This is a genomic window from Paraburkholderia piptadeniae, from assembly GCF_900007165.1.
GTDB lineage: Bacteria > Pseudomonadota > Gammaproteobacteria > Burkholderiales > Burkholderiaceae > Paraburkholderia > Paraburkholderia piptadeniae.
Map to the genome: position 1 here is coordinate 158,959 of NZ_CYGY02000032.1, position 21,841 is coordinate 180,799.

General features: G+C 65.0%; 19 protein-coding genes. 10 read left to right on the forward strand and 9 right to left on the reverse strand.

From position 1 onward, the window contains the following. The first annotated feature begins 102 nt into the window (after positions 1–102). The 3 genes from dapE to BN2476_RS17270 all read left to right on the forward strand — a co-directional run bounded on the left by dapE (position 103) and on the right by BN2476_RS17270 (position 4,011). Complete coding sequence (dapE, locus tag BN2476_RS17260) at positions 103–1,242, forward strand: succinyl-diaminopimelate desuccinylase (RefSeq protein WP_087735386.1); 1,140 nt, start codon at positions 103–105, stop codon at positions 1,240–1,242. A gap of 15 nt (positions 1,243–1,257) precedes the next feature. Further along, positions 1,258–2,142 carry a 50S ribosomal protein L3 N(5)-glutamine methyltransferase gene (gene prmB, locus BN2476_RS17265; protein WP_087735387.1) on the forward strand — a complete coding sequence of 295 codons (885 nt, stop codon included), beginning with the start codon at positions 1,258–1,260 and terminating at the stop codon, positions 2,140–2,142. Between the two features lie 336 nt (positions 2,143–2,478). Beyond that, positions 2,479–4,011 (forward strand): cardiolipin synthase, encoded by a 1,533-nt coding sequence (locus BN2476_RS17270; protein ID WP_087735388.1) that lies wholly within the window; start codon positions 2,479–2,481, stop codon positions 4,009–4,011. A gap of 74 nt (positions 4,012–4,085) precedes the next feature. On the opposite strand, the gene BN2476_RS17275 is transcribed toward BN2476_RS17270, so the two are convergent. Further along, positions 4,086–4,577 carry a glutathione peroxidase gene (locus tag BN2476_RS17275; protein ID WP_087735389.1) on the reverse strand — a complete coding sequence of 164 codons (492 nt, stop codon included), beginning with the start codon at positions 4,575–4,577 and terminating at the stop codon, positions 4,086–4,088. Between the two features lie 127 nt (positions 4,578–4,704). On the opposite strand from BN2476_RS17275, the gene BN2476_RS17280 reads away from it, so the two are divergent. After that, complete coding sequence (locus BN2476_RS17280) at positions 4,705–6,657, forward strand: ATP-binding cassette domain-containing protein (protein ID WP_087735390.1); 1,953 nt, start codon at positions 4,705–4,707, stop codon at positions 6,655–6,657. 89 nt (positions 6,658–6,746) lie between these two features. Further along, positions 6,747–7,799, forward strand: coding sequence for a CaiB/BaiF CoA transferase family protein (locus tag BN2476_RS17285; protein WP_087735522.1), 1,053 nt, complete (start codon positions 6,747–6,749; stop codon positions 7,797–7,799). Positions 7,800–7,899: 100 nt separating this feature from the next. Here BN2476_RS17285 and BN2476_RS17290 read toward each other — a convergent pair whose 3' ends face one another. From BN2476_RS17290 to alr, 3 genes are all read right to left on the reverse strand, one after another. Continuing rightward, positions 7,900–8,163, reverse strand: a complete 264-nt coding sequence (locus BN2476_RS17290; protein ID WP_087735391.1) for a DUF2866 domain-containing protein — start codon at positions 8,161–8,163, stop codon at positions 7,900–7,902. A gap of 140 nt (positions 8,164–8,303) precedes the next feature. Next, positions 8,304–9,680 carry a DNA repair protein RadA gene (gene radA / locus BN2476_RS17295; RefSeq protein ID WP_087735392.1) on the reverse strand — a complete coding sequence of 459 codons (1,377 nt, stop codon included), beginning with the start codon at positions 9,678–9,680 and terminating at the stop codon, positions 8,304–8,306. 60 nt (positions 9,681–9,740) lie between these two features. After that, a complete protein-coding gene (alr, locus tag BN2476_RS17300) occupies positions 9,741–10,811 on the reverse strand; it encodes an alanine racemase (RefSeq protein ID WP_087735393.1) in 1,071 nt (356 codons plus the stop codon). A 219-nt stretch (positions 10,812–11,030) separates the two neighbouring features. On the opposite strand from alr, the gene lplT reads away from it, so the two are divergent. Together lplT and thiD are read left to right on the forward strand one after the other, a co-directional pair. Then, entirely contained in the window at positions 11,031–12,338 is a 1,308-nt protein-coding gene (gene lplT / locus BN2476_RS17305; RefSeq protein ID WP_087735394.1) for a lysophospholipid transporter LplT, read from the forward strand. 138 nt (positions 12,339–12,476) lie between these two features. Beyond that, positions 12,477–13,283, forward strand: a complete 807-nt coding sequence (gene thiD / locus BN2476_RS17310; protein WP_087735395.1) for a bifunctional hydroxymethylpyrimidine kinase/phosphomethylpyrimidine kinase — start codon at positions 12,477–12,479, stop codon at positions 13,281–13,283. 40 nt (positions 13,284–13,323) lie between these two features. Here the strand turns inward: thiD and BN2476_RS17315 are convergent, their stop codons facing one another. Genes BN2476_RS17315 through tsaB form a run of 4 tightly spaced genes read right to left on the reverse strand, consistent with a single transcriptional unit; the run spans position 13,324 to position 16,691 of the window. After that, the gene (locus BN2476_RS17315) at positions 13,324–14,307 is read right to left on the reverse strand and encodes a DUF1853 family protein (protein WP_087735396.1); all 984 of its coding nucleotides are present in this window, start codon (positions 14,305–14,307) and stop codon (positions 13,324–13,326) included. After that, the gene (locus BN2476_RS17320; RefSeq protein ID WP_087735397.1) at positions 14,304–15,377 is read right to left on the reverse strand and encodes a uracil-DNA glycosylase family protein; all 1,074 of its coding nucleotides are present in this window, start codon (positions 15,375–15,377) and stop codon (positions 14,304–14,306) included. Before BN2476_RS17320 ends, BN2476_RS17315 begins: the two co-directional genes overlap by 4 nt. Beyond that, a complete protein-coding gene (rimI, locus tag BN2476_RS17325) occupies positions 15,364–15,858 on the reverse strand; it encodes a ribosomal protein S18-alanine N-acetyltransferase (RefSeq protein ID WP_087735398.1) in 495 nt (164 codons plus the stop codon). The genes BN2476_RS17320 and rimI overlap by 14 nt, the downstream gene beginning before the upstream one ends. Next, entirely contained in the window at positions 15,855–16,691 is an 837-nt protein-coding gene (gene tsaB, locus BN2476_RS17330) for a tRNA (adenosine(37)-N6)-threonylcarbamoyltransferase complex dimerization subunit type 1 TsaB (protein ID WP_087735399.1), read from the reverse strand. The genes rimI and tsaB overlap by 4 nt, the downstream gene beginning before the upstream one ends. Positions 16,692–16,849: 158 nt before the next feature. Between tsaB and BN2476_RS17335 the strand changes: the two genes are divergently transcribed. The 3 genes from BN2476_RS17335 (at position 16,850) to aceA (ending at position 20,883) form a co-directional block, all read left to right on the forward strand. Next, positions 16,850–17,119 carry an acyl-CoA-binding protein gene (locus BN2476_RS17335; protein WP_087735523.1) on the forward strand — a complete coding sequence of 90 codons (270 nt, stop codon included), beginning with the start codon at positions 16,850–16,852 and terminating at the stop codon, positions 17,117–17,119. 399 nt (positions 17,120–17,518) lie between these two features. Continuing rightward, positions 17,519–19,183, forward strand: coding sequence for a DEAD/DEAH box helicase (locus tag BN2476_RS17340; RefSeq protein ID WP_087735400.1), 1,665 nt, complete (start codon positions 17,519–17,521; stop codon positions 19,181–19,183). A 392-nt stretch (positions 19,184–19,575) separates the two neighbouring features. Continuing rightward, positions 19,576–20,883, forward strand: coding sequence for an isocitrate lyase (gene aceA, locus BN2476_RS17345; protein WP_087735401.1), 1,308 nt, complete (start codon positions 19,576–19,578; stop codon positions 20,881–20,883). A gap of 319 nt (positions 20,884–21,202) precedes the next feature. On the opposite strand, the gene BN2476_RS17350 is transcribed toward aceA, so the two are convergent. Further along, positions 21,203–21,637 carry a universal stress protein gene (locus tag BN2476_RS17350; RefSeq protein ID WP_012400765.1) on the reverse strand — a complete coding sequence of 145 codons (435 nt, stop codon included), beginning with the start codon at positions 21,635–21,637 and terminating at the stop codon, positions 21,203–21,205. Positions 21,638–21,841: the final 204 nt, after the last annotated feature.

Here is a 21,841-nt window from a genome sequence, read left to right on the forward strand (position 1 = left end):
GCTGTTGCCGGCCCACTCAGGCCGGCATTTTTTCACCTGGGTTTCAAGCGCGGACACGGTCTGCGCATCTCATCTGCCAGCTGGTTGGAAGGAACTGAATCGATGTCCGGCACTCTTGCCCTTACCGAAGCCCTGATCGCGCGCGCGTCCGTGACGCCCGACGATCAGAACTGCCAGCGCCTCCTCGTCGAGCGCCTGGCCGCAATCGGCTTCGAATGCGAAACGATCGAATCGAACGGCGTCACCAATCTGTGGGCCGTGAAGCGCGGCACAATGGGCACGGACGGCAAGCTGCTCGCGTTCGCGGGCCATACCGACGTCGTGCCGACGGGCCCGCTCGATCAATGGTCGTCGGCGCCGTTCGAGCCGGCTCATCGCGACGGCAAGCTCTATGGCCGGGGCGCCGCCGATATGAAGGCATCGATTGCCGGCTTCGTGGTGGCGAGCGAAGAATTCGTCGCCGCGCATCCGCAGCATCGCGGCTCGCTGGCGTTCCTCATCACGAGCGACGAAGAAGGTCCCGCGACGGACGGCACCGTGAAAGTGGTCGAAGCGCTGCAGGCGCGCGGCGAGCGACTCGACTATTGCGTCGTCGGCGAGCCGACGTCGGGCACGCAGTTCGGCGACACGGTGAAGAACGGCCGGCGCGGCTCGATGTCGGGCAAGCTGATCGTCAAGGGCGTGCAGGGGCATATCGCGTATCCGCATCTGGCGAAGAACCCCGTCCATCTGCTCGCGCCGGCGCTCGCCGATCTCGTCGCCGAACGCTGGGACGACGGCAACGAGTACTTCCCGCCCACCACATGGCAGGTGTCGAACCTGCACAGCGGCACGGGCGCAACCAACGTAATTCCGGGCCACGCGGATGTGATGTTCAACTTCCGCTTCTCGACGGCGAGCACGGTCGAAGGGCTGCAAAAGCGCGTGCGCGATATCCTCGACAGGCACGGCCTCGACTACGATCTGACGTGGACCGTGAGCGGGCTGCCCTTCCTCACGCCGCGCGGCGAGCTGTCGAACGCGCTCGAAAAGGCGATCCGCGACGAGACGGGCATCGCGACGGAACTGTCGACCACGGGCGGCACGTCCGATGGCCGCTTCATCGCGTGCATCTGCAAGCAGGTCGTCGAGTTCGGGCCGTTGAATGCGAGCATCCACAAGATCGACGAACATATCGAAGTCGCACACATCGAGCCGCTGAAGAATATCTATCGCCGCGTGCTCGAACAACTGATCGCCTGACGGAGGGCCTCCATCATGACTCATCCGTTTTCCACGGTTCGCGATGTGCTGCGCTACGCAGTGTCGCGCTTTAACCAGGCCGGGCTGTCGTTCGGTCACGGCTCGTCGAACGCTTACGACGAAGCCGCCTACCTCGTGCTGCACACACTGCATCTGCCCATCGATCTGCTTGATCCGTTTCTCGACGCACACCTCACGTCCGAAGAAATCGACGCAGTGCTGAAGGTGATCGAGCGGCGCGCGACGGATCGCGTGCCCGCCGCCTACATCACGCAGGAAGCGTGGATGCACGGCTACCGCTTTCATGTCGACGAGCGCGTGATCGTGCCGCGCTCGTTCATCGGCGAACTGCTGCAGGATGGTCTGCAGCCGTATGTCGAGGACCCCGAACAGGTCGCCGCCGTGCTCGAACTGTGCACGGGCTCCGGGTGCCTGGCGATTCTCGCGGCGCATGCCTTCCCGAATGCCGACGTCGATGCCGTCGATCTGTCGCCCACCGCGCTCGAAGTGGCGACGCGCAATGTCCACGACTACCATCTCGACGATCGCATCGCGCTCTTCGAAGGCGATCTGTACACACCGCTGCCCGAGCGCCGCTACGACGTGATCATCACGAATCCGCCGTACGTGAACACGGAATCGATGAAGGCGCTGCCGGCCGAATACCGGCACGAGCCGGAAATGGCGCTGGCGGGCGGCGCGGACGGCATGGACATCGTGCGCCGCATCATCGGCGATGCGCGCAACTGGTTGACCGACGACGGCGTGCTCGTCGTCGAAATCGGCAACGAACGCGCGCATGTCGAAGCGGCGTTCGGCGGTCTCGATCTCGTGTGGATGTCCACGAGCGCCGGCGACGACAACGTCTTCCTGATCCAGGCGAACGATCTGCCCGCCTGATCCGACACACGCGCCCGGGCCTTGCCGCACGCGCCTGCTCGTCGCATCGCACAACGCACGCTGTCCAGCGGGACGCCGTGCGTTGTGCGCTTTTCAGCCCGCCTATGCCGTGCGCCTCGGCTCGTTGTATCGTCATCGGACATGCAAAATCCGCAGCGGATTGCCGACGGGCAGACCGCGACGCGAACGCGTTCGGTAATATGAGCGACCGCGCTGCCGCATCCAAAACGGAACATTACGCAACACCAGGCAAGACCAGGCGACCTCAGGCAACATGAGGTAGCGCTCACGACGAATTCAACCACGCGCAGCGCGACGATCATCGTTCGCAAGCTTATGCAATTCGATCTGCTTCATGTCGGCCCGCTTGTGTTTCTCGCTCATATGCTGGGCGTGATCGCCGCGTGCCATGCCATTCTGCACACCCGCACGTCGCAGGGCGCGATTGCGTGGGCGGTGTCGCTCGTCGCGATGCCCTATCTGACGCTGGTCCCTTATCTCTTTCTCGGGCGCAGCAAGTTCGCCGGCTATGCGGATGCGCGCCGCATCGAAAACGAAATGCTGCGCACACGCGCGCATCCGCCGGAATGGGATAGCGCGGCGTCATCGCCGGGCCGGCCGACGGAGGCGCTCGGACAACAGTTCGTGCGTTCGCTCACGCGCCTGGGCGGCATGCCCTTTCTGCCTGGCAACAGCGTGCGCACGCTCGTGAACGGCGAGGCGACCTTCGCCGCGATTCTCGACGCGATCGAAAACGCGAAGCGCTATGTGATCGTGCAGTTCTTCATCGTGCGCGCCGATGCGCTCGGCGAGATGCTCAAGGACCTGCTGATCGCGAAGGCCGCGCAAGGCGTGCGCGTATACGTGCTGTACGACAGCATTGGCAGCTTCGATCTGCCGCATCGCTACGTCGCTTCGATGCTGGCGGGCGGCGTGCAGATGCATCCGTTCGCGACGAACCGCAGGTTCGTCAACCGCTTCCAGCTCAACTTTCGCAATCACCGCAAGATCGTCGTGGTGGACGGCGAGCGCGCATTCGTCGGCGGGCACAACGTGGGCGTCGAGTACCTGGGCGGCAAGCCCCCCCTCTCGCCGTGGCGCGACACGCATATCGAAGTGCGCGGACCCGCCGTCGCGAGCATCCAGTTCGTGTTCACGGAAGACTGGTACTGGGCCACGCAGCAACTGCCGGAATTCGATCCGGCGCCCGATTCGTTGTCTGTCTCGCCAGCCGCCTCGCCGCCTGCTTCACCGTCCGTTTCGGAGTCCGTTTCACTGTCCGTTTCGCCGTCTGTTTCGCCGTCTGTCGCAGCGGGCGACGGCATGCACTGTCTCGTCATTCCGACAGGCCCCGCGGACAAGCAGGAAACCTGTTCGCTCTTCTTCGTCGAAGCGATCAACGCAGCACGCGAGCGCATCTGGATCACCACGCCCTACCTCGTCCCCGACGAGGCCGTGTTCGCCGCGCTGCGGCTCGCGGCGCTGCGCGGCGTAGACGTGCGCATCATGATCCCGAGCCGGCGCGATCATCGCGTCGTGTTCGAGGCGTCGAAGCTGTACGCATACGACTCGATCCGCGCGGGCGTGCGCATCTTCCGCTATCGGCCGGGCTTTCTGCACCAGAAGGTCGTGCTGATCGACGATATTGCCGCCGCCGTGGGCAGCGCGAATCTCGACAACCGCTCGTTCCGCCTGAACTTCGAGATCATGGTGCTGACCGTCGATGGCAACTTCGCCGCCGAGGTCGAAGCGATGCTGCTGCGCGACTTCGGCGAATCGTTCGAGATCGACCGCAGCGAATATCGCAATGCGCCTGCGCTAAGGCGCGTCGTGATGCATGTCGCCCGGCTTTTCGCGCCGATTCTGTGACACGCGGGGCGCGGCTGCTTGAGGCGCTACGTAACGTGGACGCGTAAGCCGCGTCACGCTGCCGGGTCGCCGCGCTACAGCAGCGCTTCGATATCGTCCGCGATCGTTTCGGGCTTCGTGGTCGGCGCGTAGCGCTTCACGACTTTGCCGTCGCGGTCGATCAGAAACTTCGTGAAGTTCCACTTGATCGCTTCGAGCCCGAGCAGGCCAGGCGCCTCGTCTTTCAGATACTTGAAAAGCGGATGCGCATCCGCGCCGTTGACCTCGATCTTGTCGAACATCTGGAACGTGACGCCGTAGTTCTTCTCGCAGAACACGCCGATCTGCGTGGCGTCGCCGGGCTCCTGCTTGCCGAACTGGTTGCACGGAAAGCCCAGCACCTGCAGGCCGCGCACGCCGAACTGCTCGTGCAGCTTCTGCAAGCCCGCGTATTGCGGCGTGAACCCGCACTCGCTCGCCGTATTGACGATCAGCATGACCTTGCCGTCGTAGAGGCCGAGGCTGATCGGCTCGCCGTCCAGCGAGCGCGCCGAAAAGGAATAGATAGAAGACTTGTCCGCTGCCATGTTTTTGCTCTCCAGGAATATCGCCAGTCTACGGACTCGAGCGCCGCGCGCCACCTGGCCGATCGGCCAATGCCTGAGCTTGCGCTGCGCAGTCTAAAATAGCGTTTTTCTTCAAGCCGGCCTCGTTGTGATCCGCTTCAATCAGTTCAGTCTCGCGCGCGGCACGAAGCCGCTTTTCGAACAGACCACCTTCACGCTCAATCCCGGCGAGAAGGCAGGCCTCGTGGGCGCTAACGGCGCGGGCAAATCGACCCTGTTCTCCGTGCTGCTCGGCGAACTGCACGCCGACGGAGGCGATTTCTCGATGCCGCCGTCGTGGCAGATCGCGCACGTCGCGCAAGAGACGCCCGCCGTCGATAAAACCGCGCTCGACTATACGCTCGATGGCGACGCGGCGTTGCGCGCGATCGAAGCGCGCATCGCGACCGCTTCGGCGACGCATGACGGCGCCGCCGAAGCCGAAGCGCACGCCACGTTCGCCGATGCCGACGGCTACACGGCGCCCGCGCGCGCCGAAGCGCTGCTGCTCGGCCTCGGCTTCACGCTCGAGCAGACACGCGCGAGCGTGGGCAGTTTCTCGGGCGGCTGGCGCATGCGCCTGAATCTCGCGCAGGCGCTGATGTGCCGCTCGGATCTGCTGCTGCTCGACGAACCGACCAATCACCTGGACCTCGATGCGATCGTCTGGCTCGAAGACTGGCTGCATCGCTATCCGGGCACGCTGATCGTGATCTCGCACGACCGCGAATTTCTCGATTCGGTCTGCAATGTTACGCTGCATCTGGAAAACCAGCAGATCAAGCGGTACGGCGGCAACTACTCGCAGTTCGAAGTGCAGCGCGCGCAACAACTGGCGCTGCAACAGAGCGCCTACGAGAAGCAGCGCAAGACCATCGAGCATCTGCAAAGCTTCGTCGATCGTTTCAAGGCGAAGGCGACCAAGGCGCGCCAGGCGCAAAGCCGGATGAAGGCGCTCGAAAAGATGGAACTGATTGCGCCCGCACACATCGCGTCGCCGTTCACGTTCGAGTTCCGCGCGCCGGACTCCGCGCCAAATCCGATGATGGTGATGGAAGACGTTCGGTGCGGCTATCGCGCGGCGGACGGCGGCGAGATACCGATTGTCCAGCGCGTCGCGCTGTCGATCCAGAACGGGCAGCGCATCGGCCTGCTCGGCGCGAACGGCCAGGGCAAGTCGACGCTCATCAAGACGCTCGCGGGCACGCTCGAGCCGCTCGGCGGCCACGTGCGCGAAGGCAAGGGGTTGAAGATCGGCTACTTCGCGCAGCATCAGCTCGAAACGCTGCGTCCCGACGATTCGCCGCTGCAGCACCTGTCGCGCCTCGCGCCCGACACGCGCGAGCAGGAGTTGCGCGACTTCCTCGGCAGCTTCAACTTCTCGGGCGATATGGCGACCACGGCCATCGCGCCCTTCTCGGGCGGCGAAAAGGCGCGGCTCGCGCTGGCGCTGATCATCTGGCAGAAGCCGAACCTGCTGCTGCTCGACGAGCCGACCAACCACCTCGACCTCGAAACGCGCCACGCGCTGACCATGGCGCTCGCGCAGTTCGAAGGCACGCTGATTCTCGTCTCGCACGACCGCCACTTGCTGCGCGCGACCACGGACCAGTTCATGCTCGTCGCGAAGCACAAGTTGCAACCGTTCGACGGCGATCTCGACGACTATCGCGACTGGCTCTTGCAACACGCCGCCGAGCAGCGCGCTGCGCTGAAGGCTGCATCGGACGCGACGACAGCGAACGGCGGCAATGCGAATGGCGCGGATGCGTCGGTGAACCGCAAGGAGCAGCGCCGCCAGGAAGCGGAAACAAGGCAGAAGCTCGCGCATCTGAAGAAGCCATTGCAGACGCGCATCGCGAAGATCGAAAAGGAAATGGACGCGCTCAACGCGGAAAAGGCGACCCTGGATGAATTTGTCGCCGATCCCGCCAGCTATGGCGCCGAGCAGAAAACCAGGCTGACGGAAACGATACGCCGTCAGGCGGAGGTCAACGCACGCCTCGAAACGCTCGAAGCCGAATGGCTCGAAGCGCACGAGGAACTCGAACAAATCGGCTAGCGGCCCCTTCGCGTCGCGAAGGAAGACATGAGGAAAGCGAGGCCGCGCCAGCATCCACGGAGGGCTGGGCATTGTCGTCTACTGCCGCACTGAAGGGCTTGCGCGTGCTCGATCTGACACGCCTGTTGCCCGGTCCCGTCGCGACGCTCCGGCTCGCGGAAATGGGCGCCGACGTGTTGAAGATCGAAGCGCCCGGCGCCGGCGACGCGTCGCGCGTGATGATGCAAAGCAGCGCCGACCGCGTCGCGGGGCGTCCCGGCGCGTTCTACCGCCAGCTGAATCGCGGCAAGCGCGAAACGCGCCTCGATCTGAAGTCCGAAGGCGGACGCACCGTGCTGATGGCGCTCGCACGCGAAGCAGACGTGCTGATCGAGAGCTTCCGGCCTGGCGTGATGGATCGGCTCGGCCTCGGCTACGACGTGCTGCGCGTGATCAATCCGAAGCTCGTCTATTGCGCGATTTCGGGCTTTGGCGCGCAAGGGCCGTATTCGCAACTGGCCGGACACGATCTGAACTACATCGGCTACGCGGGCGTGCTCGACCAGCTCGCCGCGCGCGACGGCACGCCGATCCTCCCCAACTTCCAGATCGCCGATCTGCTGGGCGGCGCGCTGTCGGCCGTCAATCAGATACTCGCGGCATTGTGGGCCGTGGCGCGCGGCGGCGACGGGCGCTTCGTCGACGTGTCGATGGCGCATTGCACGTACGCGCACAACGTCGTCGCGCAAGTCGCGCTGGCCAACGACGGCACGGCGCCCGTCGCGGGCAGCAGCCTGCTGAACGGCGGCGTGCCCTGCTACAACCTGTATCGCACGCTCGACGAACGATGGCTCGCTGTCGGCGCGCTCGAACTCAAGTTCTGGGAGACGCTGTGCATGGCGCTCGATCGCCCGGACTGGGCGACGCGCCACTGGAGTCTCGGCCAGGCGATCGCCGGGCCGGATGCCGCGCAGTTGATCAAGGACATGGCCGAGCTGATCGCTACGCGGCCACTTGCGGAATGGGTCGAACTGCTGGTGCCGCTGGATTGCTGCGTGTCGCCCGTGCTGACGGCGGCGGAAGCGGCCGAGCACCCGTTGTTCAATGCTGCCGCGCGCGAGGCGCTGATCGCGCAGCAGGCAGGTGATGAAAACGCGGAGTGAATGACGAGCGGCGTGTGACGTGTTGCTGGACGTCGCGGCGCGCGTGGATTGCCCGGCTCGCCGCGCTTGTCGCCTGTCCCGCCTGGTCCGAACGATGTTTTTAACGCCGCGGCAAGGTCTGCCGCGGTTCCCGTTCGTCGTCGACCAGCCGGTGCTTGCGCCCTTCGACGTGATGGCGGATCGTCTCCCTGACCTCGTCGGCCGTGACGTTTTCCGCGACGACGCGCCGTGAAATCTGGCCCGCCGTATCGATCCATTCGACGATCCGGCAGCCGCCGCCCCAAAGCCCGTGAATCGGCGCCGAGACGCGACAGCCGCGCAGATTCGACAGAAGCTCGTCCGACGTTTGATGAGACTGTTTCAAGACGTCTTCCTTTTCCAGTCGTGACAGTGCATCTCACGAGGATAGGGAAAACGAAAGGCGCCTGGGTTACAGACTCGGCCGAGAAATTTACAGCGCATTACGCCGGAAAGCGGGCGCGTTCCGGCGGCGTCTGGCGCCAATTATTCGAGCGTGCGGATGCGGTCGATGGCCTGCTCGATGCGCTCGACGGCGATCACCTGCAGTCCGTCGATGGCTTGCTTCGGCGCGTTGGCCTTCGGAATCAGCGCAATCGAAAAGCCGAGCTTCGCGGCTTCCTTCAGACGTTCCTGGCCGCGCGGCGAAGGACGGATCTCGCCTGCCAGCCCCACTTCGCCGAACACGATCAGTCCCTTCGGCAGCGGCTTGTTGCGCATCGACGAGTGAATCGCGAGCAGCACGGCAAGGTCGGCGGCGGGCTCGCTGATCTTTACGCCGCCCACCGCGTTCAGGAACACGTCCTGATCGAAGCAGGCGATGCCCGCGTGCCGATGCAGCACGGCCAGCAGCATGGCGAGCCGGTTCTGTTCGAGGCCGACGGCAAGCCGGCGCGGATTCGGCACGTTCGCCGTATCGACGAGCGCCTGCACCTCGACGAGCAGCGGTCGCGTGCCTTCCTGCGTGACGAGCACGCACGAGCCCGGCACGATCTGTTCGTGCTGCGACAGAAACAGCGCCGACGGATTCGCGACGCCGCGCAGACCGCGCTCCGTCATCGCGAACACGCCCAGTTCGTTGACGGCGCCGAAGCGGTTCTTGAACGCACGCACGAGCCGGAACGACGAGTGCGTATCGCCTTCGAAATACAGCACGGTATCGACGATATGCTCGAGCACGCGCGGGCCCGCGAGGTTGCCCTCTTTCGTCACGTGGCCGACCATGATGATGGCCGTGCCCGACTGCTTGGCGACGCGCGTCAATTGCGCCGCGCACTCGCGCACCTGCGCGACGGAACCCGGCGCGGACGTGAGCGCTTCCGAGTAGATGGTCTGGATGGAGTCGATGACGGCGACGTCCGGCTTTTCGTCGGCGATGGTCGCCTGGATTTTTTCGAGCTGGATTTCGGCGAGCAGCTTCAGCTCGCTTGCGTGCGAGCCCGGCTCGAGCAGCGACAGCCGTTGCGCGCGCAACGCAATCTGCGCGGCCGATTCCTCGCCGCTCACGTAGAGCGCGCGCCGCTCGCTGGCGATCTGCGCAAGCGATTGCAAAAGCAGCGTCGATTTGCCGATGCCCGGATCGCCGCCGATCAGCACGACGCCGCCCGCCACCAGCCCGCCGCCCAACACGCGGTCGAACTCGCCGACGCCCGTCGAGAAGCGTGGCACGTCCGACGCCTCGATATCCGCGAGCCGCTGCACGGGCTGGCTTTTCGCGAGCGACTGGAAGCGATGCGCGGACGGCGATTCCGCAACCGTTTCGACGAGCGTATTCCACGCGTGACACGCCGGGCACTGGCCCTGCCACTTCGGCGCCTGCCCGCCGCATTCCGAGCAGGTGTACAACGTTTTCTGTTTAGCCAACTTGTTTGGTCACGCGTGGTTATTCGTTACGTCTCGTTATGTCGCGAGTCCCCGCGCCCGTCATTCGGCGCGCACGGGCACGCGCTGCGCGACGGCGCACATCAGCTCGTAGCCGATCGTGCCGCATGACTGCGCGACGTCGTCGATGGGCAGTTGCGCACCCCACAGTTCGACGCGCGAGCCGACGTTCGCCTGCGGGCACGGCGAGAGGTCGACGGTGATCATGTCCATCGACACGCGTCCGACGATCCGCGTGCGGATGCCGTCGACGATGATGGGCGTGCCTTCGGGCGCGATGCGCGGATAGCCGTCCGCATAGCCGCACGCGACGACGCCGATGCGCATGCCTTCGCGCGCCGTATAGATCGAGCCATAGCCGATCGTGCTGCCTTCCGTCAGCGTCTGCACGGCGATCAACTCGGAGGCGAGCGTCATCGCGGGCTGCAGGCCCGTGTCCTTGATCGCGGAACTGACGCCCGACGGCGACGCGCCGTACAGCATCACGCCCGGCCGCACCCAGTCGAAATGCGCTTCCGGATACCACAGCGTCGCCGCCGAATTGGCGAGGCTGCGCGCGCCCGCGATGCCCTGCGCGCCGCGCTCGAACGCTTCCATCTGATGCGTGATGCCGCGCTCGCTGTCCGCGTCCGAGAAATGGGTCATCAGCGTGATCTGGCCGACGCCCTGGCACGCCCGAGCGCGCTCCCACGCGGCGCGGAACTTGTCGGGCATATAGCCGAGGCGGTTCATGCCGCTGTTCATTTTCAGCTGGATATTGACGGGCTTCGACAGGCGCGCCATTTCGAGCATGCGCAATTGCTCGTCCGAATGCAGCGCCGTCGTGAGGCTGTAGCGGTCGATGACGTCGACATCCGTCGGCCGGAAAAAGCCCTCGAGCAACAAAATCGGGCCGGCCCAGCCCAATTCGCGCAACTTCACCGCTTCTTCGAGGTCGAGCAAACCAAAGCCATCGGTTGCGCGCAGCCCCGGAAAGGCGCGGGCGAGACCGTGACCGTAGGCGTTGGCCTTGACGACGGCCCAGATCTTGGACTTTGGCGCATATCGGCGTGCAACTGCGAGGTTATTGGCGAGGGCGGCGGTATGAATAGTGGCTGAGACTGGGCGCGGCATGGGATTTTTTCGTAAAGACACTGTCGAATCAGGAGCTTACAGTGCGTTTTCAACACTTCGGAGGCTGACGTGACAATGCGATCAAGGATACTGCTAGTCGGGATTCGTCTATTTTCGTGATATAAAGCCGTGCGCACAACCCATTTCGAACGGAATAAGCCCGGACGCGCCACTGACGGCCGGGGCGGACGGACCGCAGCGAGGACAGCATCGCATCAGATGAAAAAAGGTTTTTACACCATCATGGCCGCGCAGTTTTTTTCCTCGCTGGCCGACAATGCGCTTCTGATCGCTGCTATTGCACTGCTGAAAGATCTTCACGCCCCGAACTGGATGACGCCGCTGCTCAAGCTGTTTTTTGTGCTGTCGTACGTCGTGCTCGCGGCTTTTGTCGGCGCCTTCGCGGATTCTCGTCCGAAGGGCCGCGTGATGTTCGTGACCAATACGATCAAGGTGGTCGGCTGCGTGGCGATGCTGGTCGGCGCGCATCCCCTCTTCGCGTATGGCATCGTTGGCTTCGGCGCGGCCGCGTATTCGCCCGCCAAGTACGGCATTCTCACCGAACTGCTGCCGCCTGACCGCCTCGTCGCCGCAAATGGCTGGATCGAGGGCACGACGGTGGGCTCGATCATTCTTGGCACCGTGCTCGGCGGTGCGCTGATCAGCCCGCACATCGCATCGCACATCATCAGGCACACGCCCCACGCGATCCATACGCCCGCCGAAGCGGCGATGCTCATCATCATCCTGATCTACGTGATCGCGGCGCTCTTCAATCTGCGCATTCCCGACACGGGCGCGCGCTATCCGCGCCAGGAGCACGGGCCGATCAAGCTCGTCACCGATTTCGCCGACTGCTTTCTCGTCCTCTGGCGCGACAAGCTCGGACAGATTTCGCTCGCCGTCACGACGCTCTTCTGGGGAGCAGGAGCGACGCTGCAGTTCATCGTGCTGAAATGGGCCGAAGTGTCGCTCGGCATGTCGCTGTCGGAGGGCGCGATCCTGCAGGCGGTGGTCGCCGTCGGCGTCGCGGCGGGCGCAATGATCGCCGCCGCGCGCGTGCCGCTGAAGAAGTCGCTGACGGTGCTGCCCGTCGGCGTCATCATGGGGATCGCCGTGATGCTGATGGCCTTCTATACGAAGCATCTGTTTCCGGCTCACTGGGGCGTGTACTACGGCAGGATGCACATCCCCGGCTATCTGATCTTCGCGTATGTATTCCTGATGGTCGTCGGCGCGCTGTCGGGCTTCTTCGTCGTGCCGATGAATGCGCTGCTCCAGCATCGCGGACACGTGCTGCTGTCGGCGGGCCACTCGATCGCCGTGCAGAATTTCAACGAGAACCTGTCCGTGCTCGTGATGCTGTGTCTCTACGCCGTGCTCGTGTGGCTCGACGTGCCCGTCGCGGTCGTGATCGTGCTGTTCGGCACCTTCGTCTGCGTGATGATGTGGCTCGTGATGCGGCGCCATCAGGCCAACCAGCGTGCGTTCGATTCGGTATCGCTGATCGGCGAAGCGCATCACTGAGATCCATTCGCAGATCCGCTGCTTATTCTTTGCGTGCGCTTCGACTGCGCTTTGACTCGACGTCGACTACGCTTTGACTGAGCATCGTCCGAGGGCGCGCCACGCGCCCTTCGCTTTTCAGGCTTTCCAGGTTTTTCCATGACCCGACCGACTCCCAACGTCCTGACGATCGCCGGCTCCGATTCCGGCGGCGGCGCCGGCATTCAGGCCGATCTCAAGGCTTTCTCGGCGCTCGGCGCGTATGGCGCGAGCGTGATCACCGCGCTGACGGCGCAGAACACGCGCGGCGTGACGGCGATTCACACGCCCGATCCCGCGTTCGTCGTCGCGCAGCTGGACGCCGTGTTCGACGACATCCGCATCGATGCCGTGAAGATCGGCATGCTGGCCAACGCGTCGATCGTGCGCGCCGTCGCCGACGCGCTGCGCCGCCACAAGCCGAAGCATGTCGTGCTCGACACCGTGATGATCTCGAAGAGCAATCACGCGTTGCTCGCGCCCGAAGCCGTCGATGCGGTGCGCGACGAACTGCTGCCGCTCGCCGATCTGCTGACGCCGAATCTGCCGGAAGCGGCCGCGCTGCTTCGCACGCCGAGCGCCACGGACGAGGCCGCGATGGTCGATCAGGGCGAAGCGCTGCGCAAGCTCGGGGCGCGCGCGGTGCTGATGAAGGGCGGCCATCTCGCAGCCGCCGACAGCCCCGACTGGCTCATCCAGGACAGCGGCACGATGCGTCTTGCCGGCCCGCGCGTGCCCGTGAAGAACACGCACGGGACGGGCTGCACGCTGTCGTCGGCGATCGCGGCATTGATTCCGCAGCGCGACGACCTCGCAAGCGCCGTCGCCGATGCGAAGGCCTATCTGACGGGCGCGCTCGAGCAGAGCAACCGGCTCGACGTCGGTCATGGCGTCGGACCGGTGCATCACTTCTATCGCTGGTGGTAGCGGCGAGACGTAACTGCGCGGTGTCGCGCGTCGCGTTGCGTCACGCCTGACGCGTCGGCCGCCGCGCAAACGCCTGTGCCCGCTCGGGCCAGTCATCGGGCACGATGAAGCCGCGCGAACGCTCGACCCAATGTCCTTCTGCATTCCCGACGAATGCGGCCACCATCGTCGGCGCCGTCTGCTGCATCAGCTGCTGCGCGAGCGCGTCCGCTGAAACGAAGCTCGACGCGTGCTGGCTGTCGTGGATGCGCGGCGAAAGCCATTCGAGCCTCGGCAGCACGATCCACGCGTCCGCATGACCGCTGGAAAACGACGGCCAGTCGGCTTGCGTCGACCACCAGCCACGCGCGTGCGCCGGATCGATTTCGGCGGGATCGCGCTCGTTCATACCGTTGCGATAGAAGAGCCAGCCCTTGACGAACATCTGCGGGTCCCAAGGCCCGCGATGGCCCAGCGACGCAAACTCCTCGCGCGCGCTCAGCCGCAGTTGATGGTCGAGCAGATGCGCGAGCTTCAGATCGAAGCGGTCCTGCAGATTCGGGCCCACGTAATCCGCCAGTTCGCCCCGGCCGTCGCCCGCGTGCAGATAGCATTTGACGGCCAGTTCCCAATGCAGCCGCCGGCCCGTCGGCGTCTCGACGAGAAAATCGCATTCGCCCAGCGTGATGCCTTTGCGCCGCAGCGGCACGTTTGCGGCGACCAGCCGCGCGGCCGGGCCGTCCTTCAAGAACCACGCGAGCAGACACTCGGCGTAGCGACCGAGGCGCGTCACGCGCGCGGCCGCGATATGCCGGTGCAACGCGGCGGGATTGGCGTCCTGCGCTTCGAGCCAGTCGATCGTCGCGGCCGCTGCGTCGGGCGATTCGAACGGCGCCGCGAGCACGCCGGACGGCGGTTGCGAGCGCAACAGATCAGGGCTGAACAGGAGCCACGCAATGTCGCGCACGGCGGCGTCGGACAGCGCATCGAGCCGGGCCGTCGATGGCGCCTCGAACGAAGCGGTCGGCCCGGCGGCGTCCATCATTTCGACGCGTCCGCTTGTGTGTCTTGCGGCGCCGCGTTGTGCCAGGCATCGCGGGCGAGACACAGGTCCTGCCACGACTTCGCCTTGTCGCCGAGGCTGCGCAGCAGATACGCCGGATGGTACGTGACGACCACGGGCACGCCCTCGTATTCGTGGACGCGTCCGCGCAGCGACGAAATGCTCGCGTCCGTCTTCAGCAAACTCTGCGCGGCGAAGCGGCCGAGCGCGACGATCAGCTTCGGCTTCACGAGCGCGACCTGTCGCTGCAGATACGGCTCGCAACGCGCGACTTCGTCAGGCTCAGGATTGCGGTTGCCGGGCGGGCGGCATTTGATCACATTGGCGATATACACGTTCATGCCGCGCGCAAGGCCGAGAGAGCGCAGCATGTTGTCGAGCAGCTTGCCCGCCTGGCCGACGAACGGCTCGCCCTGCCTGTCCTCGTTTTCGCCGGGCGCCTCGCCGATCAGCATCCAGTCGGCTTCGCGGTCGCCGACGCCGAACACCGTGTTTGTGCGCTTTTCGCAGAGACGGCAGCGCTCGCACGCCGACACGCGTTCTTCGAGCGCACTCCAGTCGAGCGTGTCGACGGCAGGCTGCGCAGGACGGGCGACTTGCGCTTCGGTGTGCGACGGAGGTTCCGCGGGAAGGTCGTCGAACCAGGCGAAGTCGTCATCGGGGAACGGCGGCGTGGCCTCTGCGTCGGGCGCCGGCGCGCGGCGTGGCGGCTGTGCACTGGCCGGTTGAGCTTCGTCCGGCGTTGCTTCGAGACGTGACGCAGGCTCGTCTTGCGGCTCGTCTTGCGGCTCGTCTTGCGGCTCGCTTGCGGCGCGCGGGACAGCGGCGCTGGCCGCTTCGTTGCCGTTGCCGGCACTCGCGGCAGCGGCTCGAACGGCCACATCGCCGCCGACGGCCTCGACATCGGCGCTCGCCGCCGCTCGAACCGCGACATCGGCGCTTTCCACTTGCGATTGCGTCTCGTCAGCCGCGACCGCGTGTTGTGCGATCCCGCGGCGCATCCACATCGGCGCGAGGCCGAGTTCTTCCAGCGCGGATTCATGCAGCGCCATCTGCGCCCTCCTTCTCGAAACTGAAACGCATCACGATGGCGTCCTCCCGGCTGCGGTGCCGCGCCGGATAATAGTTCTTGCGGCGGCCGATCGACGCAAAGCCAAAGCGCTCGTACAGCTTGATCGCGCGATGGTTCGACGGCCGCACTTCCAGCAGCATCCCGGCGAGCCTTTCGCTGCGCGTCACCCGGACGGCTTCGCGCAACAGCGCAAGGCCCGCGCCCGCATGCTGCGCGGCGGGCGCGACGCACAGGTTCAGCAGATGCATTTCATCGACGACGGGCATCAGCACGCAATAGCCGATCAGCGTGCCCGTCACGTGCCGCAGACATATGCCGAAGTAGCCGTTACGCAGCGAGTCTTCGAAATTGCCGCGGCTCCACGGAAATTCATAGGCTAGCTTTTCGACCGCCGCGACCTCGTCGAGATCGCCCTCTGTCATCGGCGACATGTAGCGGTCCGCCAGCAGCACGCCGCTCATCGCGTGTCCTCACCCTCGGCGGTATGCGCCGCATGCGCCGACGACGCCGGCGCTTCCGCTTGCGCATGCTGCGCGGCCTTCGCGGCCAGGCGCTCCTCCGTCGTCTGCGCGACCTTGTCGCGGATGTACTCGGGCGCCGCCTGGTCGGCGGGCAGCGCGCGGCCCGCGCGGAACGCGCGCAGCGCCGCGAATGCAATCGGCAGCGCGTGCGGCACGGCTTCGTGATCGACGGTTCGCGCGACGCTCGCCGCCTTCAGACGATCGCCGAACGCCGCAGCGGCATTGCCCGCCAGCGTGAACGGCTGGTCCGGCAAGTCGAGCGCATCGGGCGAGCCGAGCGCTGCGGAATGGACCGCGCGCCACTCGCCCGCGTTGACATCCCACGCGTAGTCGGCCCAATAGACCTCGTCCATGCGCGCATCGAGCGCGGCAAGCACGCGCGTGGCCGACGCGTCGCGCCGGCGCGCGCTTTCGGCGCACGCGAGCAGCGTGCCGATCGGCACCACGGGGCAATTCAGTCCGAACGCGAGTCCCTGCGCGACGCCCGTCGCGGTGCGCAAGCCCGTGAACGAGCCGGGCCCGGCGCCGAACGCGATCGCATTGCAGTCGGCGAGCGCGAGGCCCGCTTCGTCGAACAATTCGCGGATGGCGGGAAGTAGCCGCGTGCTCGAGACAGCGCCCGTCGATTCATGACGCACCCAGACGCGCGGTTCGGGAGCAGACGCGTCCGCCTCTTCGGCCGATGAAGTGTCATCGGCGGATTCAGTGGACAACAGGGCGACCGAGCAAAATTCGGTCGAAGTATCGAGGGCAAGCAGCACGGTTTTCGTCATGACCGCTATTGTAATGCGGCACTCAACGTCGCCGGATGCGAACGCGACCCGGCCTGCGAAGCGATGCGTTTGGAAGGATCGCTCCAGCCTCGCACGGCCGCGCGCCGGGTGTCGCTTGCTATGATCGACGCCCTATCTCGAAAAGCATGGAGGATCTGATGAGCGACGTGGACGGTCTCTTCGCGAAGGCACAGGAAGACGTGAAGCAACTGCCGGAGCGTCCGGGCAACCTCACGCTGCTGCGCCTGTACGCGCTCTTCAAGCAGGCCACCGACGGCGACGTGCACGGCGACAAGCCCGGCTTCACCGATATCGTCGGCAAATACAAGTATGACGCCTGGGCCGCGCTGCAAGGCACCGCGCCCGACACGGCGAAACAGCAATATGTCGAACTCGTCGAGTCGCTCAGGAACGGCAGCGAGGCTTGATCGATACCGCCATACGGGCAAAGCAAACCGTCGATTCCTCTTATGAATCGGCGGCTTTCACTGAGACGAGTCTTAATGGTGGCGCAGTGCAGCAAATATCGATATAATGCGGCCTGCGCTTGACCGCTTTGGCGGAAAAAGCGCCTCGTAGCGTTTTGCTCCAATCCAGTTTAGAACCTGTCCCCTCCTGCAAGGCCCCACGGGCCGTCAAGTCCAGGCTGGCGGCAAGCCAATTCCGGCCTGTCGCATTCGATACAGCTTCTAACGAGAAACTCGCCTTCATTGTCGCGAGTTGCCCCCGTTTTTCGATTTGCTCGCTGCTTCTTTGCTCGCTGAATCCGACGACTTGGGTATGCCGATTGGCGCCGACGTGTTACTTCCCATGTTTCAAGGATTCTCATGACTTCGAGCAATACCTCCAGCCCGCTGAACGCCATCGCCGATCAAGCCCTCGGTCTCGACACGCCTGACACGGCCGTGCAAGCCCCCGAAGCTGAAGGCCCGACGTTCGCTGAGCTGGGTCTGTCGGCGGAGATCGTCTCTGCGCTGACGGCAGCCGGCTACAAGACGCCGACCCCCGTTCAGCAGCGCGCAATCCCCGCTGGCATCGCTGGCCGCGACCTTCTGGTGTCGAGCCCGACGGGTTCGGGCAAGACGGCTGCGTTCATGCTGCCCGCCATCGAGCGTTTCGCCCAGCTGCAAAAGACGCAAGCCAATCAGCCGCGTGAGCCGCGCGAGAACAACGGCGGTGGCCGCGGCCGCCGTCCGATGCCCGTCGCGCGTCCGGGCCTGCTGGTCCTCACGCCGACCCGCGAACTCGCGATGCAGGTCACGACGGCCGCTTCGACATACGGCAAGCACCTGCGCCGCCTGCGCACCGTCAGCATTCTGGGCGGTGTCGCGTACGGCCAGCAGCTGATGCTGCTCGCGAAGAACCCCGAAATTCTCGTCGCCACGCCGGGCCGTCTGCTCGACCATCTGGAGCGCGGCCGCATCGATCTGTCGCAGTTGCAGATGCTCGTGCTCGACGAAGCCGACCGCATGCTCGACATGGGCTTCATCGACGACATCGAAACGATCGTCGCCGCGACGCCCGCGACGCGCCAGACGATGCTGTTCTCGGCGACGCTCGACGGCAAGATCGGCTCGCTGACGGGCCGTCTGCTGAAGGACCCGGAGCGCATCGAGATCGTCCAGCGCATCGAACAGCGCACGAACATTGCGCAGACCGTGCATTACGTGGACGACCGCGATCACAAGGATCGCCTGCTCGACCATCTGCTGCGCGACGTGAGCCTCGACCAGGCGATCGTCTTCACGGCGACCAAGAGCGACGCCGACATGCTGGCCGGCCGTCTCTCCGACGCAGGCTTCGAATCGGCTGCGCTGCACGGCGATCTGCCGCAAGGCGCGCGTAACCGGACGATCCGCGCGTTGCGCGAGCGTCGCGTGCGCGTGCTGGTCGCGACCGACGTCGCGGCTCGCGGTATCGACATTCCGGGCATCACGCACGTGTTCAACTACGACCTGCCGAAGTTCGCCGAAGACTACGTGCACCGTATCGGCCGTACGGGCCGCGCGGGCCGCTCGGGCATCGCGGTGAGCCTCGTGCATCACGCCGAACAGGGCGCGCTGAAGCGCATCGAGCGCTTCGTGCGTTCGACGCTGCCCGTCAACGTGATCGCCGGCTTCGAGCCGCGCAAGACGCCGCCGGCCAACGGCCGCGGCGGATTCGGCGGCCGTGGCCGTCCGAACGGCAACGGCGGCCGACGCTTCGGCGGCAAGCCGGGCTACGGCTCGCGCGACGGCAACGGCAATGGCAATGGCAATGGCGGCGGCTATGGCGCGCGTGAAGGCAACGGCGGCTACGCTGCTCGCGAAGGCGGCAACGGCGGCCGTAGCTGGGGCAACAACCGGCCCGCGGGCGGCTCGCGTGAAGGCGGCTCGCGCGACGGTTATCGCAGCGAAGGCTACCGCGGCAACCGCGAAGGCGGCTATTCGCGTGACGGCGGCTACGGCGCACGCCGCAACGACGGCCCGCGCAACACGCGCCGCGGCGACTAAACCGCTCGCGTTCGGGCTCTCGAACGTCTGACGAAGGCGGACGAGAACAGCCGGACAAGAAGAACCGACGCTCCGGCGTCGGTTTTTTTACGCCCCGCTTCGCGTTTCACGATGCGAAAAATTTTTTTGCCTCGTAAAAAATCGTGCTGCGTGGCACAAGAACAGCTGTTGCAGGATGGAAAATTTCGTTTCTCAATGCGGAATGAGATGTATAACCAATTGAAAAATAAAGAATAAAAATCGCCGAAAAAGCCTTGGTGATGTCTGTTCCGACCAGCACCTTTTGCCTAGACTCTTATATAAGACCTCACCCAACGAGATGCCTCCGGCAACCCTCGCTTCGTGGAAGTCACGAGTCCACCGAACCCTCTTCAGGCAAAAAGGAGCACACCATGTCGCGTAACGAACAGGCAAAGCAACTTCAACAACAATGGGAAACCGACAGCCGCTGGAAAGGCATCAAGCGCGGCTACACGGCGGAAGACGTCGTGCGCCTGCGCGGCTCGCTGCAACAAGAGCACACGCTCGCGCGGCGCGGCGCCGAACGGCTGTGGAACGGCATGAAGGAAGAGCCGTTCGTCAACGCGCTCGGCGCGCTGACGGGCAACCAGGCGATGCAGCAGGTCAAGGCCGGCCTGAAGGCCATCTATCTGTCGGGCTGGCAGGTCGCCGGCGACGCCAATGTGGCGGGCGAAATGTATCCGGACCAGTCGCTGTACCCGGCGAACTCGGTGCCGCTCGTCGTGAAGCGCATCAACAACACGCTCACGCGCGCTGACCAGATCCAGTGGTCGGAAGGCAAGAATCCGGGCGACGAAGGCTATATCGATTACTTCGCGCCGATCGTCGCCGACGCCGAAGCCGGTTTCGGCGGCGTGCTGAACGCGTTCGAACTGATGAAGGCGATGATCGAAGCGGGCGCAGCAGGCGTGCACTTCGAAGACCAGCTCGCTTCCGTGAAGAAGTGCGGCCACATGGGCGGCAAGGTGCTCGTGCCGACGCGCGAGAACGTCGCGAAGCTGACGGCCGCGCGTCTCGCCGCCGACGTGTGCTGCGTGCCGACCGTGCTGATCGCGCGTACCGACGCGGAAGCCGCCGACCTGATCACGTCCGACGTCGACGACAACGACAAGCCGTTCCTCACGGGCGAGCGCACGGTGGAAGGCTTCTTCCGCACGAAGCCGGGCCTCGAGCAGGCCGTGTCGCGCGGTCTCGCGTACGCGCCGTATGCCGATCTGGTCTGGTGCGAAACGGGCAAGCCGGACCTCGAATACGCGAAGAAATTCGCCGAGGCGATCCATAAGGAATTCCCGGGCAAGATGCTGTCGTACAACTGCTCGCCGTCGTTCAACTGGAAGAAGAACCTCGACGACGCGACCATCGCGAAGTTCCAGAAGGAACTCGGCGCGATGGGCTACAAGTTCCAGTTCATCACGCTCGCCGGTTTCCACGCCTTGAACTACTCGATGTTCAACCTCGCGCACGGCTACGCGCGTCAGCAGATGAGCGCATTCGTCGAACTCCAGCAGGCCGAGTTCGCGGCTGCCGAGAAGGGCTTCACGGCGGTGAAGCACCAGCGCGAAGTGGGCACGGGTTACTTCGATGCCGTCACGCAGACGGTCGAGCGCGAAGCGTCGACGACGGCCCTGCACGGCTCGACGGAAGACGAGCAGTTCTTCGACAACAAGAAGGTCGCCTGAACAGGCTGACGTCGTCTGACGTCGGCGGCTTCAACGGCCGAAGATATGCGCCTTTCGCACGCAGCATCGTGAAAAACGGCCCCACAGTGGGCCGTTTCCCTACCCGGTTCGGACGGCCGCCGAAGGCCGTCCGAATACCGATGCAACGAACCTGAAAGATACAACACGGAAGCGAACTCGGCTCGCACCACGCGCCGACGCAAATTGGAAATGCGCGCGCCGGCTAACCGCTGGCGCGCGTCCTTTCAGACGTATTGAGTCAAAGCCGCGAACTCCGCTAACTGCCCGGCAGAAGGCCAGTGTGGGCAGACACCGCGCGCTATCGATAGACAATCACCGGAATTTTCGTATGTGTGAGCACGCGCTGCGTCTCGCTGCCGATCAGCAGACTGCCGAGTCCGCGCCGCCCATGCGACGCCATGAAGATCACATCGCAGCCGCCCTGCTCGGCTGCTTCGATGATGCCGAGATACGGCGATGGATGCACGCTCGTCTGGCTCGTGCATTCGACACCCGCGCCGCGCGCCGCCTCCTCGACCTCCTGCAGATGCTGACGCGCTTCGCGCTCGCTGCGGTCCTGAAAGTCGACGGGCGGTTCGATCACGACTTCGGAAAACGGCGAGTACGGATATTGCGGCAAGCACGCATACGCGGTGACGCGCGCGCCCACGGCCTGAGCAAGATCGATCGCGCCGTCGATCGCTTTTTTCGACAGATCCGAACCATCGGTCGGTACGAGGATGTGCTTGAACATGGTGCCCTCCGTCGTCGACTGCAGGTGTGGGAAACGCCCGGTTGCCGCTCGCCGCTGTGCATCGTCACGAGCACGCCGATACGTGCGCCCATGCGTTCTGAATCGCCTGCGCCGCGCCGGCGGCGAAGCGGCGCGGCAGGCCGTCAAAACGATTGTAGTGCGCCGAAATGTCGTGCAACGGGCGCGTGCGGGCTTGTCCGCATA

Excerpts from the sequence above, each read along its gene's own strand:
- dapE (WP_087735386.1), top strand. The coding sequence starts at position 103 with ATGTCCGGCACTCTTGCCCTTACCGAAGCCCTGATCGCGCGCGCGTCC.
- prmB (WP_087735387.1), top strand. The coding sequence starts at position 1,258 with ATGACTCATCCGTTTTCCACGGTTCGCGATGTGCTGCGCTACGCAGTG.
- BN2476_RS17270 (WP_087735388.1), top strand. The coding sequence starts at position 2,479 with ATGCAATTCGATCTGCTTCATGTCGGCCCGCTTGTGTTTCTCGCTCAT.
- BN2476_RS17275 (WP_087735389.1), bottom strand. The coding sequence starts at position 4,577 with ATGGCAGCGGACAAGTCTTCTATCTATTCCTTTTCGGCGCGCTCGCTG.
- alr (WP_087735393.1), bottom strand. The coding sequence starts at position 10,811 with ATGCCGCGCCCAGTCTCAGCCACTATTCATACCGCCGCCCTCGCCAAT.
- lplT (WP_087735394.1), top strand. The coding sequence starts at position 11,031 with ATGAAAAAAGGTTTTTACACCATCATGGCCGCGCAGTTTTTTTCCTCG.
- thiD (WP_087735395.1), top strand. The coding sequence starts at position 12,477 with ATGACCCGACCGACTCCCAACGTCCTGACGATCGCCGGCTCCGATTCC.
- BN2476_RS17315 (WP_087735396.1), bottom strand. The coding sequence starts at position 14,307 with ATGATGGACGCCGCCGGGCCGACCGCTTCGTTCGAGGCGCCATCGACG.
- BN2476_RS17320 (WP_087735397.1), bottom strand. The coding sequence starts at position 15,377 with ATGGCGCTGCATGAATCCGCGCTGGAAGAACTCGGCCTCGCGCCGATG.
- rimI (WP_087735398.1), bottom strand. The coding sequence starts at position 15,858 with ATGAGCGGCGTGCTGCTGGCGGACCGCTACATGTCGCCGATGACAGAG.
- tsaB (WP_087735399.1), bottom strand. The coding sequence starts at position 16,691 with ATGACGAAAACCGTGCTGCTTGCCCTCGATACTTCGACCGAATTTTGC.
- BN2476_RS17335 (WP_087735523.1), top strand. The coding sequence starts at position 16,850 with ATGAGCGACGTGGACGGTCTCTTCGCGAAGGCACAGGAAGACGTGAAG.
- BN2476_RS17340 (WP_087735400.1), top strand. The coding sequence starts at position 17,519 with ATGACTTCGAGCAATACCTCCAGCCCGCTGAACGCCATCGCCGATCAA.
- aceA (WP_087735401.1), top strand. The coding sequence starts at position 19,576 with ATGTCGCGTAACGAACAGGCAAAGCAACTTCAACAACAATGGGAAACC.
- BN2476_RS17350 (WP_012400765.1), bottom strand. The coding sequence starts at position 21,637 with ATGTTCAAGCACATCCTCGTACCGACCGATGGTTCGGATCTGTCGAAA.